A 14387-nucleotide genomic window follows, 5' to 3' on the forward strand; every position below is an offset into this window, starting at 1 on the left:
CTCGCTGCGCTCAGACAAGTTTCACTTCTGATCCATTTTCTGCACCACATCACCGGCTGCGTCCCCACGGGGAGTTCTTTTGTCCGCCTCGCCTTCGGCCTCGGGAGTGTTGCTCGCAGTGTTTTTTCGCGTTTTCTTTTTTCATCATTTCAAGGATCTGACATGACCAAGCTGGCTGCCAATCTGACCATGCTGTTCACCGAGCTGCCGTTCATGGAGCGCTTTCGCGCGGCGGCGCAGGCGGGCTTTCGTGGTGTCGAATTTCTGTTTCCTTATTCTTTTGATGCCGAGCAGATTGCCGAGCAGTTGAAGCGCAATGAGCTGGAGCTGGTGTTGCACAATCTTCCTGCGGGAAATTGGGATGCCGGCGAGCGTGGCATTGCCTGTCATCCGGATCGCACCGCCGAATTCCGCGAGGGCGTGGAGGAGGCGATCCGTTACGCCGGGGTGCTGGGCGTGTCGCAGTTGAATTGTCTGGTCGGCATTCTGCCGCCGGGCGTCAGCGCTGAAGTCGCGCGCTTGACTCTGATCGTCAATCTGAAATTCGCCGCGGAAAAATTGAAAGCAGAGGGCATTCGCCTGCTGATCGAGCCGATCAATTATTTCGATATCCCCGGCTTTTATCTGAACACGACCAAGCAGGCCGTGGAGCTGATCATGGCGACCGGTTCCGACAACATCTTCGTGCAGTACGACATCTATCACATGCAAAGGATGGAGGGCGAGCTGGCCGGCACCATCAAGGCCAATCTCTCGCTGATCCGTCATGTGCAGCTGGCCGACAACCCGGGCCGCTTCGAGCCGGGCACCGGCGAAATCAACTATCGCTTTCTGTTCAGCTTGCTGGAACAACTCGGCTACGACGGCTGGATCGGTTGCGAATACAAGCCCAAGGCCGGCACTCAGGAAGGTCTGGGCTGGCGCGCTGCACACGGGCTTTAATCGGTCACTAATCGGCCGCTGATTGGCTGCTAATTCGCACTAATCAGTGCCCGACATTACTTCAGACACTATTTCTTGAGGAGAAACATCATGGCAAAAGTCGGCTTCATCGGTCTCGGTATCATGGGTGCGCCCATGGCGGACAATCTGCAAAAGGGCGGTCACAAGCTGTATCTGCACGATCAGAAAAATCCACCGGCGGCATTGATCGACGGCGGCGCCACGGTCTGCACCTCGGGCGCGGAAGTCGCCAAGCGCGCCGACATCATCATTGTCATGGTGCCGGACACGCCACACGTTGAAGCAGTGCTGTTCGGCGACAAGGGCGTGGCGGAAGGTCTGTCGGCCGGCAAGATCGTGGTCGACATGAGCTCCATCTCGCCGATTGCCACCAAGGGTTTCGCGCAAAAGATCAACGCCCTCGGCTGCCAGTATCTGGACGCGCCAGTCTCCGGCGGTGAAGTCGGCGCCAAGGCCGCTTCGCTGACGATCATGGCCGGCGGTTCGGAAGCTGCCTTCAACGACGTCAAGCCGCTGTTCGACCTGCTGGGCAAGAACGTCACCCTGGTCGGCGGCAACGGCGACGGCCAGACCACCAAGGTCGCGAATCAGATCATCGTCGCGCTCAACATCCAGGCGGTAGCCGAAGCGCTGCTGTTCGCCTCCAAAGCCGGCGCCGACCCCGCGCGCGTGCGCCAGGCCCTGATGGGCGGCTTCGCCTCCTCGCGCATTCTGGAAGTGCATGGCGAACGCATGGTCAAGCGTACTTTCAATCCCGGCTTCCGCATCGAGCTGCATCAGAAAGATCTCAACCTCGCCTTGCAAGGCGCCAAGGCGCTCGGCATCAGCCTGCCCAACACTGCCACCGCACAAGAACTGATGAATGCCTGCGCCGCCCACGGCATGAGCGGACTTGATCACTCGGCGCTGTGCCGCGCGGTGGAATTGATGTCGAATCATGAAATCGCAAAGGCGTAAAAAGTAAGGGAAGAGCAAACGTCTTCGCAGAAAAGAAAAAGCCGGTGATTGCGATCAGAAAAATCGAAGCCGAAGGCGAACAGCAAACAAAGCAAAGCCGCAGGCGAGCTCAACCCGATGCCGAAGGCGAGGCGGACAAAAGAATTCCCCGTGGGGACGCAGCCGGTGATGTGGTGCAGAAAATGGATCAGAAGTGAAACTTGTCTGAGCGCAGCGAGTTTGTTTCACTTCCCATTTTTTGCGCCACGGCACCGGGAACCCGCAGGGCAAGTCTTCGGGGTCGCCTTCTTTTGCTTACTTTTCTTGGCGAAGCAAGAAAAGTGAGTAGCTGCCGGGCTACCCCCGGCAACTGAGTTCGTCCGAAGAAAGGAAAGAGTCAACCAGCACATAACTCAATCTGCGCGAACTAAACATACTGCCCAAGCCCGCAACAAATCCTCCAACAAAAAATCATCCCCCCGGAGCCCCTCATGCGCCGCCACCGCCAAGCCAAAATAGTCGCCACCCTCGGCCCCTCCAGCAACGACCGCCAAACCATCCAGGCACTATTCGAAGCCGGCGCCGACGTCTTCCGCTTCAACTTCAGCCACGGCAGCCACGCCGACCACATGGCCCGCTACCGCATCGTGCGCGCAGTGGAGCGCGAGTCCGGCCGCCCGATCGCCGTGCTGGCCGACCTGCAAGGTCCCAAGCTGCGCATAGGACAATTCGAACAAGGCAAGGTGACGCTGAACAAGGGCCAGGACTTCACGCTCGACCGCGACACCCGGCCCGGCGACAAGCAACGCGTCTGTCTGCCGCACCCGGAACTGTTCGATGTCATCACCGCCGGCCAGGCCCTGCTGCTGGACGACGGCAAAGTGCGCTTGCAGGTTGAATACAGCGACGGCCAGCGCATCCGCACGCGCGTCATGAATGATGGCGTGCTGTCGGATCGCAAGGGCGTCAACGTGCCCGACGCCGTGTTGCCGATTCCGGCGCTGACCGACAAGGACAAGCGCGACCTCGATTTTGCGCTCGACATGGGCGCCGACTGGATCGCGCTCTCATTCGTGCAGCGTCCCGAAGATGTGCATGAAGCGCGCGCCATCATCGGCACGCGTGCCGGTGTGCTGTCGAAACTGGAAAAGCCGGCCGCGCTGGACCGGCTAGACGCAATCGTGCAAGCCTCCGACGCCATCATGGTGGCGCGCGGCGACCTTGGCGTGGAGTTGCCGCCGGAGCGCGTGCCCGGCACCCAGAAGAAAATCCTGCGCACCTGTCGCCAGCATGGCCGGCCCATCGTCATCGCCACCCAGATGCTGGAGTCGATGATCAGCAGCCCGGTGCCGACGCGGGCGGAAGTATCGGACGTCGCCGGCGCCATCTACGATGGTTCGGACGCCGTGATGCTGTCGGCCGAATCCGCCAACGGCGCCTATCCCTTGCAAGCGGTGGCGATGATGGATCGCGTGATCGCCGAAGTCGAACGCGATCCGCTGTACCGCAACTTGCTCGACGCCCAGAACGAAGCGCCCCAAGCCAATCGCGCCGACGCCATCTGCTCGGCATTGCGCGACGTCGCCGGCATCGTCGGCGCCACCACCACCGTCACCTACACCAGCTCCGGCCACACCAGCCTGCGCGCCGCCCGCGAACGGCCGATGGCGCCGATTCTCAGCATCACCCCGCAACTCGCCACCGCACGCCGGCTGGCGCTGGTGTGGGGCGTGCACTCCACCATCAGCGAGCAGATACACAACGAACAGGAAATGGTCAGCGCCGCTTGCCAGACGGCACTGAAAGAAGGATTCGCCAAAGCCGGGGATCAGATCGCAATCACCGCCGGTATGCCCTTCGGGCAGCCGGGGAGTACCAATTTGTTGAGGTTGGCGGAGGTGTGGGCTTAGTCCGCTTTTAAAAAAACGGGATATCAAGTCAATTGAAATCCCGTTTAGTTTTTTGCTTATCGGTTTGAGGAAGACGAGCGCATGCGTTTGCGCCAGATGAGGTAATAGCAAAGCCAGACGGGGAACATGCCGGCGTTGATGCTCAGAAATCCTCGTACTGCATTCGTGTTTGATTCAAGCGCAACCTTGAGCGCGATCAGTTCGATGACGACGAGCGGACCGAGAACGAAGAGAATGAACCACGTGGTTTTGACCCAGGGTTTATGTGAGGTGCTGATACTGGTGATGGCGCGCGCTTCGTCGATCCCGGACTGAAACGGGTCGTTGGGACGATAGATGTATTGAGGTGTTTCCAGCGGTTCGGGCGTCTCTGGTTTCTCGACGGTGACCGGGCGCATGTCCGGCGCGGCCGTGATGGTCGTCATGCTTGTTTCCGGTATTTCCAGATAAACGTTTCCTACCTTGATTTTTGAAGACATGCTTATCGCCGGTTTCGTTGTGTCGGGGAAGTAGATAAAAAAACAATGTCAGCTGAGGGTCGCTCGCGAGAGCGAAAAAAGATGATCAGAAACTGGCCAGCAATTCCTTGCGTCGCCTGGCACTCAGGCTCGCCAGAGCCTTCTCATAAGCCCACTGCACCAGCTCCTTCAAATACGCCTCCGGCATGCTGCGCACATCCACAACCGTGACCCAATGAAAGCGCGACATGTAGCGCGCAGGCTTGATGCCGGGCATATCGGTCAACTCGATGAAGCGATCCGGACTGACGCGAAAGCTGAAACGCCATTTTTCAGGATCGCTGGTCTTGAACCAGGCGAAGTTCTTTTCGCCGATGGAATAGACCAGAACATTGGCAGGCGGCGCCACGAGGCGCGATGTCGCTGCGGGCAGGTCATTGCAGAATTTTTTGAGCTGAGTGGCGTTCATGACAGTATGAGACTTGGCGAAAGGGATCGAGGCATTGTAATCAGGCACCAAGGAAAACGGGATTTCAAGTCGCTTGAAATCCCGTTTTCTTCGCGTCAGAGCAATTCAGACATAGCGTCCTGATTGTCTTCAGCTGATTTTAGCCATGCAACTGGAGAAGCCATTTCCCAAAGACAGCAGGGCTCTCTTTGACGCCATTTCGGGCTTCCGACCTTACTTGCTTACGGCAAGTTTGGTTTCCAGTACGCCCTTCTTACCTTCATCGTCGGAAACGAGATGCAGCTTATTGCGTGCGTAGAGGACGCCCATTTTTACTTCTTGCCAGACGTAAGTCAGGATGCCGGGTTTGGCATCGATTTCCAACGTATCGGTATTTTCGGCAGTGGAGCTGATCACGTGCTTGCCCGGTGTCAGTTCTTTGTAGAGATAGGTATTGGCAGCGGTCTGGCCGGTTGCTTCGCCATCGATTGCTACGTCCATTTTTACGGAAGCACCCATCGATTCGTTGCGATAGATATACACGCCGGATTTGCCCTGTGGTGCTGTAAAGGTCTTGAGCGCTGCATCTTGCTGAGGATCGCCCATAGGTACGGATGCGCAGCCTACCAGGCTGGAAGCGATGAGTGCGGCCAAAAACAGTTGTTTCATAGTTGTCTTTCTTAGTGGATGAGTTGATGCAATATTTACTGCTGACTACAGGAAAAAATTGCTGCCAAAACTTATATGCAGCGTCAATGGCTGTTCTTCTCAGTGCTGCTTGCAGAAAACGTTTTCAGGGTTGCAGGCGTGACTATTCCAATGCCGAAGAAATAGAGTTCATCGGCATGAATGACTTCAGAGAAAAAATTTAAGCTGCTAGGACGGGGGCGGTATTTCCGCGCGCTGGCGCGAGTGGCGTGTGTTCATTTTTATATATTTCCCCTTGCAAGCATTTGAGTATTGTTTGTCAGCTTGGAACACATTTTGATTACGTGATTATCGTGTTCAATTTTGTGGAGGAAATAGTAAATCAAAGTAAAGAAAAAAGCTTGGGGAAAGTAAAAACGGCGCAGAAATGCGCCGTTTTTACTCGATCGAACAGTCGGGTTTTGTCTTTTCTTAGACAGAAATCTATCCCTCTGGCTAAGTAAGAGTTGCGCTCAATTTTTATCTTTCCTGGCTCAGCTTTATGCGATGGCAGTACTTCAACGTGCCGCCTGCGCCTGCGCCAGCTCCAGCGACAGTGCATTGTGGCGCTCAATGACTACGCCCAGATCTACCGAGGCGAGATGCCCCTCGCGCACCACCACGCGGCCGTTGATGATGCTCCAGGCGACCTTGGGCGGGGTGCAGAACACCAGCGCCGCGACCGGGTCGTGCAGCGCGCCGGCAAAGCCGATCTGGCGCGTGTCGAACAAGACCAGGTCGGCCGACATGCCGGGTTTGAGCGCGCCGATGTCGTCGTGATTCAATACTCTGGCGCCGCCCAGCGTGGCGATTTCCAGCGCTTGCCGCGCAGTCATGGCATCGGGGCCGAAGCCCACGCGTTGCAGCAGCATGGCCTGGCGCACTTCGCCCATCATGTGGCCGGAATCGTTGGAGGCGCAGCCGTCTACGCCGAGACCGACCGGCACGCCGGCGTCCAGCATCTTGCGGATCGGCGCGATGCCCGAGGCCAGCCGCATGTTGGAACAGGGACAATGCGCAATGCCGGTGCCGGTGCGGGCAAACAGATTGATGCCGTGATCGTCGAGCTGCACGCAGTGCGCGTGCCAGACGTCATGCCCGACCCAGCCGCAGTCTTCGGCATATTCTGCCGGCGTCATGTTGAATTTCTCGCGGCTGTAGGCGATGTCGTTGAGGTTCTCGGCGAGGTGGGTGTGTAGCGAAACCTTATAGCTGCGCGCCATGTCGGCGGCTTCGCGCATCAGGTCGCGCGAGACCGAGAATGGCGAGCAGGGCGCCACCACGATGCGTTGCATGGCGTGGCGGCCGGCATCGTGATAGGTCTCGATCAGGCGCTGGGTGTCGCGCAAAATATCCTTTTCTTCTTCCACCACGCGGTCCGGCGGCAGGCCGCCTTTGGACTGGCCGACGCTCATCGCACCGCGCGCGCCGTGAAAGCGCATGCCTATCTGTTGCGCGGCTTCGAGGCTGTCATCGAGGCGCGTCTTGTTGGGGTAGATGTAGAGATGGTCGCTGCTGGTGGTGCAACCGGACAGCATCAGTTCGGCCATCGCGGTCAGCGTGGAGACCTTGATCATCTCGGGCGTGAGGCCGGCCCAGATCGGATAGAGGTTGGTGAGCCAGCTGAACAGTTCGCCGTTCTGCGCTGCCGGGATGGCGCGCGTCAGGCTCTGATACATGTGGTGGTGGGTGTTGATCAGTCCGGGCAGCACCACGTGGTGGCTGGCGTCGATGATTTCATCTGCGCTCTGTGGCAGGTCGGCGCTGTTGCCGACTTGTTCGATGATGTTGTCGCGGATGTAGATGGCGCCGTTCTTGATTTCGTCGCGGCTGTCGTTCATCGTGACGACGATGGCGGCGTTTTTGATGAGCAGGGTTTTGGACATTGCTGGGACTCCTTTTTCTTGCGGTTTACTGGTTTTCTTGGGTTGGTTTGTTGCGGGTGCGGCGCAGGTGATAGGGGAGTCCCTTTGAAGTCCTATTAACGCTTTGTCGCTCGGGGTGGTGTTTGTTGTTTGTTCTTTGTTGCTGATGTGGGGTTTCTTCGGACTGCCTCAGTTGCCGGGGGTAGCCTGGCAGCTACTCACTTTCTTTGCTTCGCCAAAGAAAGTAAGCAAAGAAAGGCGACCCCGAAGACTTGCCCTGCGGGTTCCCGGTGCTGTGGTGCAAAAAATGGGAAGTGAAACAAACTCGCTGCGCTCAGACAAGTTTCACTTCTGATCCATTTTCTGCACCACATCACCGGCTGCGTCCCCACGGGGAATTCTTTTAACCGCCTCGCCTTCGGCCTCGGGATTTTTGCTCGCCTTATTTGCGTTCTTGCCTGGTTTGGCTTTGCTCTTTTATTGCTGGGCTTTACGGCTTGCTTTTAAAACTCCGCAGGAAATCCAGCAGGATCTGTGCGGATACTTCGGCGTCGTCTGCGGTCATGGTTTCCAGCGGGTTGTGGCTGATGCCGCCGTTGCCGCAGCGGGTGAAGAGCATGCAGACGTCGGTCATTCTGGCGATGGCCATGGCGTCGTGGCCGGCGCCGGAGGCGAGTTCGAAGGCAGGGATGCCGGCGCGTTCGGTGGCGGCGGCGAGTTGTTGCATCAGCCAGGGCGCGCATGGCGCTGCCGGGGCCGACAGGGTTTCTTCCAGTGTGTATTCGACCCGGCGGCGTTCGCAGATCCGCTCTATCTGTTGCAGCACGTCGGCGACTGCGGCCTGGCGGATGTCGTCGCGCGCGGCGCGGATGTCGAGCGAGAGCTGGCAGTTGCCGGGGATGACGTTGGTCGAGCCGCGCGAGACCTGCAGCTGGCCGACAGTGCCGACCAGCGAAGCATGCTGGTCTTCGGCGCAGCGCTGTTCGACGTAGAGGATGATTTCGGCGGCAGCCGCTGCCGCATCCTTGCGCATGTTCATCGGCGTGGTGCCGGCGTGGCTGGCGACGCCTTTCAGGTCGAGCAGGTAGCGGGAGCTGCCGGCAATGGAGGTGACGATGCCGACCGGCAGGTCGCGGTTCAACAGCACCGGGCCTTGTTCGATGTGGACTTCGACATAGCCCAGCACGTCGGCCGCATCGCGTGCGATATGCGGAATGGCGTCGACGTCGTGGCCGGCCTGCGTGATGACCTCGCGCATGCTGATGCCGTCGCGGTCGCTCAGCTCCAGCAGGCTCATGTCGAAATGACCGGTGACGGCGTTGCTGCCGAGGAAGGTGCTCTTGAAGCGCACGCCTTCTTCTTCCGAGAAGCCGATCACTTCGAAGTGGAAGGGCAGGGTTTCGCCGCGTTCGTGCAACTGCTTGACGATGGCGATCGGCAGCAGGATGCCTTCGCGGCCGTCGTATTTGCCGCCGTTGCGCACGGTGTCGTAGTGCGAGCCGGTGATCAGGGTCTTGGCCTGCGGGTCGGCGGACAAGTAGCGGCCGACCACGTTGCCGACGGCGTCGATGTGCACGTGCATGCCGGCTTCGCGCATCCATTGCGCCAGTTGTTCGGCAGTACGGCGGTGGGCGTCGCTCATGTAGGTGCAGGTCAGCGCGCCTTCGTCTTCGCTCCAGGCGCCGATTTCTTCGGCCCATTGCATGATGGTCGCACCCAGTTGCGGCACGTGGCCGAGCAGGTCGTTGAGGCGCATTTCGGCGATGCGGCCGATCTGGCGCAGCGCTTCCTGCAATTCATCTTCCGGCTGATTGCGCAGGCGGCGCGTGAAGGTGGCGATGATCTGCTGGCGCGTCAGGCCCTTGCCGGTGGCGCCTTTGACCGCCAGGATGAAGGGGAAACCGAATTTGGCGTTGTAGTCAGCGTTGAGCTTGTGCAGCGTGGCGAATTCTTCCGGCGTGCACAGATTGAGGCCGGCCCTGGCCTGTTCGCCGGTGGATTCCGCCGTCAGCTCGCCGGCGATGGCGGCTTTGCCGGCCAGCTCGGGGTGGGCGCGGATCAGACCGAGCTGCTCGGCGCGGCCGGCCTCGGTCACCACTTTTTGCAATGCCAGCTTGAGCGCGGTCAGATTGCGGAACGGACGCTGCAGCGCTGCGCGCTCCGGAATCCACGGCGAATGCTCGTAGATGCCATGCAGCGAGGTGGTGAAAGTGGAGGCGTCGCAGTGATTCAGTTGTTCCAGAGTCGTCATCATGTTCGCAGGCGGTGCGGCCGGCCTGATCCTGTTAAGTGGTTGGTGCGTTTTTTGTACGTATTCGGTTCTGCGGTTCAATTCCTGTTGCTGCAGATTGTCATGGCATTTTGTTGCGGCAATTTGTCGTGCATTGCTGTCTGCAACGCTGAGTGGATAGGCCTTGCAGGCCGCCCACCTGCAGTCTGATCAAGTTCGCCATTATGCTTCATGGCAGCGGCGATATGCATCTGCCACGCTCAATGATCCGAACTCTGCGCCGCCGCCATCGCGTAGCGGTTGACATCTTCTTCCGAGCCGCGGCCGTTGAAGAACAGGTTCAGGATCACCGCCATCGCCGATGCAAGCAATATGCCACTGTGAAAAATGGTGCCCAGCACGGCCGGCATCTGCGCAAAGAAAGTCGGCGCGACGATGGGGATCATGCCGACGCCTATGCTGATGGCGACGATGAACAGATTGTTGCGATTGGTATGGAAATCGACCTTGGACAAAATCTTGATGCCGGTCGCCGCCACCATGCCGAACATCACGATGCCGGCGCCGCCCAGCACGAATTGCGGGATCGACGCCGCCACGTGGGCCATCTTTGGGAACAGGCCGAAGGCCACCAGAATCACGCCGGCCGCCACACAGACATAGCGGCTGCGGATGCCGGTGACGCCGACCAGGCCGACGTTCTGCGAAAACGAGGTATAGGGGAAGGTATTGAAGATGCCGCCGATGACGCTGCCCAGGCCATCCACGCGCAGGCCCTTGGCCAGCGTCTGGTCGTCCACCTTCTTGCCGACGATGTCGCCCAGCGCCATGAACATGCCGGTCGATTCGATCATGGTGACGATCATCACCAGACACATGCTGAGGATGGAGGCGATATCGAACTGCGGCCAGCCGTAGTGAAACGGCCGGATGAAGGCGAACCAGTCGGCGTTGCCGAGGCCGTCGAAGCTGATCTTGCCCAGCGCCAGCGCGATGACAAAGCCGATCACCATGCCCATCAGCACCGAGATGTTGGCGATGAAGCCCTTCATGTATTTGGTGATGACGAGGATGGAAATCAGCACGATGGCGGCAATCGTCAGGCTCAGCGGCGAGCCGTAGTCGGGATTGGGCACCTTGACGAATACGCCGTCCACCAGCTTGCCGATGATGGGCTGGCCGCCGGCGGCCCAGTTGATGCCCACGCCCATGAGCGAGATGCCGATCACCGTGATCACGGTGCCGGTCACCACCGGCGGGAAGTAACGCATCAGCTTGCTCATGTAGGGCGAGGCCAGAATACAGAACACGCCGCCGGCGATCACCGCGCCGTAGATGTGCAGAATGCTGAGGCCGGGATTGCCGGCCATCGCCACCATCGGCCCGACGGCGGCGAAGGTGACGCCCATCATGACCGGCATGCGGATGCCGAATTTCCAGATGCCGAGACTCTGGATGATGGTCACCAGGCCGCAGCAGAACAGGTCGGCGCTGATCAGGTAGGCGATTTCGGACTTGGGCAGATTGAGCGCGCCGCCGATGATCAGCGGCACCGCGATGGCGCCGGCATACATCACCAGCACGTGCTGCATGCCGAGTGCGAACAGTTTGAAAACGGGTAGTCGTTCATCCACCGGATGGCTTGAGGTTTGCATGGCTGTCTCCTTTATTTTTTCGGAGCGGTCGGCAACGAGATGTCCCGGCGCGCCGCTCCTTGTAGTGCAAGTCCTTGCAACAGCCAGTGGAGCAGCCGATACAGGCTTGGTGCAGGGGATACTAATGCAAACGCGGAGGGCCGATATATAGAGTGGGACATACCGGATTTCAGACTGCGGATATATGCGGAATGTGCAGAATTTGCTGAAGCGCTGGACATGGCGATCTCCCGGAAGCGTGGCTAGGTGGCGTGCGGTGGACGGCAGGGGAAACTTCAGGCAGGGCGCTCGGCCCTGCCGACTATATTACGCTTTCTCCGTCCCTTGTTTCAAAGCAGTCCGGCCTGCGCTTTGGCTGCGGCGCCGACCTGCGCGCGCAGCCATTTGTGTTCGGTGGCCTGATGCACGCGTTCGTGCCACAGCTGATAGAAACGCAGCGGCGGAAACTTGATCGGCACGTTGTAGCACTTCAGCGGCAGCGTCTTTTCGTAGAACGCCGCGAACTGCTGGCCGGCGGTCAGCACCAGATCGGTCTGCGCCACCATGTAGGGCAGCATGCGGAAATGCGCCGACTCCACCACCACGTTGCGATGCAGATTCTGTTTTTCGAGGAAGGTGTCGATGGTGCCGTGATAGCCCGGCAGGATCTGCGACGGCGCCGCATGCGGCAGACTCAGATAGTCCTCGATGCTCATCGCATCCCTGGCGGTGCGCTTGGCGTAGGCGCAGTCCGAACGCATCAGACACACGATGGGATCGTCGAACAGCTTGGACAGATGCAGATGCGGCGGCGGCTCGTCCCAGTTGGCGATCACCAGATCGAGATCGCCGTCCGACAGCAGGCGCACGTAATCGGTCTCCGGCCCTAGCGCATGAATCACGATGCGGCTGCGCGGCGACTCGCGCCGCAGACGGCTGATGATCTCGGTGAAGAAGGGCGTGTTCATGTAGTCCGGCGCGGCGATGTGGAAGGTGCGCTCCTCTTCCTGCGGCACGAAGGCGGTCTTGGGCACGAACAGGCGCTCGGTTTCGTCGAGGATGCGCTTGGCCGGTTTCAGCAGGCTCTCGCCGTGCTGGGTCGGCACCATGCCGCGCGCGCCGCGCACCAGCAGCGGATCGCCGGTGAGTTCGCGCAGTTTGCGCAGCGAGGCGGAAATCGAAGGCTGCGGCTGATTCAGTTTGAGGGCGACGCGCGAGACGTTCTTTTCGCACAGCAAGAGATACAGAATTCTGATCAGGTGGATGTCTAAGTGATCGGGTAGCCTGGACATAGTTGTCTCCGGGTAATTGTTTAGGCGCTGGCGGCGGGGTTGCAGTGTTTGCATCTTGTTGCCGCTTGCTTGTCTCGTCAGATGGCGCCTGTATCCGATCAAACCTGTTTTGTATGTCTGTGGCCGTTGCGCCTGTCGATCTGAAGTCGATTCCGGCAGCAGCTTCTTTTCACCGTGCGGGCCACGGCGGACAGCATGCTCATCTGCGGGCGCAGATGAGAGAACAAGGCGAGCGCGGTTTTTCGCGCGACCGCCAGCGTCCCACATTACGGCGCTATTTTTGTATATGAATATCCGTATGTCAAATATAAGACGATCAACATGTTTTGAAAGTCCAACACGTTTATCTTTCGTGCAACCGTAGTGCCTCACGGAACGTCATCAACAAATACGAAGGGCGCTGCGGAAGAACAGATGGTGCAAGCCATCGGGTCGTCGCGGCAGGCGAACGGCGAGGGTTGACGCAAGCGGTAAAAGAAGAGAGCAGGAGACGCCGTTTGCGCCAGTCTTTCCGGATTCGCAAGAGTTCGTTCATCCACACATGTTCAAGTTTCCCGGCGGCTTGCCGGCGCAGCTGCGTCCGTTGGAGACATCTCGCACGACCGTGTCATGAGGCCATGCCTCGGCCATCCGCATGCCCGCTGTGGCGGACGGCAATCACACGTGGGGAAGACATGGAAGCAGTTCTGGTTTCGTATGGCATCGAATGGGCCAATCTTCTGGTGCGCTGGTTGCACCTGATCACCGGCATCGCCTGGATCGGTGCCTCGTTCTATTTCGTCTGGCTGGACAATTCGATCCGGCCGCCCGCGCCGGGCAGCGATCTGGCGAAGAAGGGCGTATCGGGCGAACTGTGGGCGGTGCACGGCGGCGGTTTCTACAATCCGCAAAAGTATCTGGTGGCGCCGGCCGAGTTGCCGGAAGAATTGCACTGGTTCAAGTGGGAGGCCTACGCCACCTGGATCACCGGCATTGCGATGCTGTTCATCGTCTATTACTTCAATGCCTCGGCCATGATGGTCGATCGTTCGGTGGCCGAGCTCAGCGGCATGCAGGCGGTCGGCGTCGGCATCGGCACGCTGGTTGCGGGCTGGATCGTCTACGACCTGCTGTGCCGTTCGCCGCTGGGCAAGCGCGAGGGCCTGCTGGGCCTGATCATGTTCGGATTCATCGTCGCGGTGGCGTTCATGCTGACGCATCTGCTGAGCGGGCGCGCCGCCTATATTCACGTCGGCGCCATGATAGGCACCATCATGGTCGGCAATGTGCTGATGGTGATCATTCCCGGCCAGCGCAAGCTGGTGGAGGCGATGAAGGCCGGCAAGTCGCCCGATCCGATTTACGGGCGCAAGGGCAAGCAGCGCAGCGTGCACAACAATTACTTCACGCTGCCGATTCTGTTCATCATGATCAGCAATCACTACGCGATGACCTATACACATCGCTACAGCTGGCTGGTGCTGGCGGCGATCATGGCGGCCGGCGTGCTGATCCGTCACTTCTTCAATCTGCGTCACAAGGGCCGTGTATCTATCGGTTTTCCGATTGCCGGTTGCGTGCTGTTGCTGGGCGTGGCGATTGCGATTGCACCGAGGCCGGCGGCCAGGCCCGCAGCATCGGCTGTACCGGCGGCAACGGCCATAACGGCCGCACCCGTAACGGTGGAAAACTCAAAAAGTGTACCTGTCGCCTCAGCGGCCAGCGGCGTAGACTTCGCCCGCGTGCAGGAGGTGATCGTGCAACGCTGCGCCAGTTGTCATTCGGCGCAACCGACGCAGGCCGGCTTTGCCACCGCGCCGGCGGGGATGATGCTGCAGACGCCGGAGCTGATCCGGCAGCACGCCGCCAAGATCTATCAGCGTGCGGTCCAGACCAGGGACATGCCGCTGGCCAACATGACGCACATGAGCGACGACGAGCGCGCGCTGATCGGCGCCTGGTTCGAAGCCGGCGCCAAGTAAATT

At 59.5% G+C, this 14387-nt stretch carries 12 protein-coding genes; 5 read left to right on the forward strand and 7 right to left on the reverse strand.

Annotated features, from left to right (window positions below; all coding sequences use genetic code 11):
- Positions 1–162 precede the first annotated feature (162 nt).
- From hyi to pyk, 4 genes are all read left to right on the forward strand, one after another.
- Positions 163–942, forward strand: a complete 780-nt coding sequence (gene hyi, locus PQR62_RS15625) for a hydroxypyruvate isomerase (RefSeq protein ID WP_408158893.1) — start codon at positions 163–165, stop codon at positions 940–942.
- Between the two features lie 90 nt (positions 943–1032).
- Positions 1033–1920, forward strand: a complete 888-nt coding sequence (gene glxR, locus PQR62_RS15630; RefSeq protein WP_408158894.1) for a 2-hydroxy-3-oxopropionate reductase — start codon at positions 1033–1035, stop codon at positions 1918–1920.
- Between the two features lie 44 nt (positions 1921–1964).
- Positions 1965–2117: a hypothetical protein gene (locus tag PQR62_RS15635; protein WP_408158895.1), complete on the forward strand. Its 153-nt coding sequence runs from the start codon at positions 1965–1967 to the stop codon at positions 2115–2117.
- A gap of 273 nt (positions 2118–2390) precedes the next feature.
- Positions 2391–3809, forward strand: coding sequence for a pyruvate kinase (pyk, locus tag PQR62_RS15640; protein WP_408158896.1), 1419 nt, complete (start codon positions 2391–2393; stop codon positions 3807–3809).
- Positions 3810–3865: 56 nt separating this feature from the next.
- On the opposite strand, the gene PQR62_RS15645 is transcribed toward pyk, so the two are convergent.
- The 7 genes from PQR62_RS15645 to PQR62_RS15675 form a co-directional block, all read right to left on the reverse strand.
- Positions 3866–4234 (reverse strand): hypothetical protein, encoded by a 369-nt coding sequence (locus tag PQR62_RS15645; protein ID WP_408158897.1) that lies wholly within the window; start codon positions 4232–4234, stop codon positions 3866–3868.
- Between the two features lie 139 nt (positions 4235–4373).
- Complete coding sequence (locus PQR62_RS15650; RefSeq protein WP_408158898.1) at positions 4374–4736, reverse strand: MmcQ/YjbR family DNA-binding protein; 363 nt, start codon at positions 4734–4736, stop codon at positions 4374–4376.
- Between the two features lie 213 nt (positions 4737–4949).
- A complete protein-coding gene (locus PQR62_RS15655) occupies positions 4950–5384 on the reverse strand; it encodes a DUF2846 domain-containing protein (RefSeq protein WP_408158899.1) in 435 nt (144 codons plus the stop codon).
- A 536-nt stretch (positions 5385–5920) separates the two neighbouring features.
- The gene (locus PQR62_RS15660) at positions 5921–7288 is read right to left on the reverse strand and encodes an 8-oxoguanine deaminase (RefSeq protein ID WP_408158900.1); all 1368 of its coding nucleotides are present in this window, start codon (positions 7286–7288) and stop codon (positions 5921–5923) included.
- Between the two features lie 469 nt (positions 7289–7757).
- Positions 7758–9521, reverse strand: a complete 1764-nt coding sequence (locus PQR62_RS15665) for an allantoate amidohydrolase (protein WP_408158901.1) — start codon at positions 9519–9521, stop codon at positions 7758–7760.
- A 236-nt stretch (positions 9522–9757) separates the two neighbouring features.
- Positions 9758–11152 (reverse strand): nucleobase:cation symporter-2 family protein, encoded by a 1395-nt coding sequence (locus PQR62_RS15670; RefSeq protein ID WP_408158902.1) that lies wholly within the window; start codon positions 11150–11152, stop codon positions 9758–9760.
- Positions 11153–11481: 329 nt separating this feature from the next.
- Entirely contained in the window at positions 11482–12423 is a 942-nt protein-coding gene (locus PQR62_RS15675) for a LysR substrate-binding domain-containing protein (protein ID WP_408158903.1), read from the reverse strand.
- Positions 12424–13097: 674 nt separating this feature from the next.
- On the opposite strand from PQR62_RS15675, the gene PQR62_RS15680 reads away from it, so the two are divergent.
- Positions 13098–14384, forward strand: coding sequence for a urate hydroxylase PuuD (locus tag PQR62_RS15680; protein WP_408158905.1), 1287 nt, complete (start codon positions 13098–13100; stop codon positions 14382–14384).
- Positions 14385–14387 lie beyond the last annotated feature (3 nt).

Origin of the sequence: Herbaspirillum lusitanum (assembly GCF_046025995.1) — a bacterium.
GTDB lineage: Bacteria > Pseudomonadota > Gammaproteobacteria > Burkholderiales > Burkholderiaceae_D > Herbaspirillum > Herbaspirillum lusitanum_A.

Coding starts and splice junctions, on each gene's coding strand:
- PQR62_RS15660 (WP_408158900.1), bottom strand. CDS start 7,288: ATGTCCAAAACCCTGCTCATCAAAAACGCCGCCATCGTCGTCACGATG.
- PQR62_RS15670 (WP_408158902.1), bottom strand. CDS start 11,152: ATGCAAACCTCAAGCCATCCGGTGGATGAACGACTACCCGTTTTCAAA.
- glxR (WP_408158894.1), top strand. CDS start 1,033: ATGGCAAAAGTCGGCTTCATCGGTCTCGGTATCATGGGTGCGCCCATG.
- PQR62_RS15675 (WP_408158903.1), bottom strand. CDS start 12,423: ATGTCCAGGCTACCCGATCACTTAGACATCCACCTGATCAGAATTCTG.
- PQR62_RS15680 (WP_408158905.1), top strand. CDS start 13,098: ATGGAAGCAGTTCTGGTTTCGTATGGCATCGAATGGGCCAATCTTCTG.
- PQR62_RS15655 (WP_408158899.1), bottom strand. CDS start 5,384: ATGAAACAACTGTTTTTGGCCGCACTCATCGCTTCCAGCCTGGTAGGC.
- PQR62_RS15645 (WP_408158897.1), bottom strand. CDS start 4,234: ATGACGACCATCACGGCCGCGCCGGACATGCGCCCGGTCACCGTCGAG.
- PQR62_RS15665 (WP_408158901.1), bottom strand. CDS start 9,521: ATGATGACGACTCTGGAACAACTGAATCACTGCGACGCCTCCACTTTC.
- pyk (WP_408158896.1), top strand. CDS start 2,391: ATGCGCCGCCACCGCCAAGCCAAAATAGTCGCCACCCTCGGCCCCTCC.
- PQR62_RS15650 (WP_408158898.1), bottom strand. CDS start 4,736: ATGAACGCCACTCAGCTCAAAAAATTCTGCAATGACCTGCCCGCAGCG.
- hyi (WP_408158893.1), top strand. CDS start 163: ATGACCAAGCTGGCTGCCAATCTGACCATGCTGTTCACCGAGCTGCCG.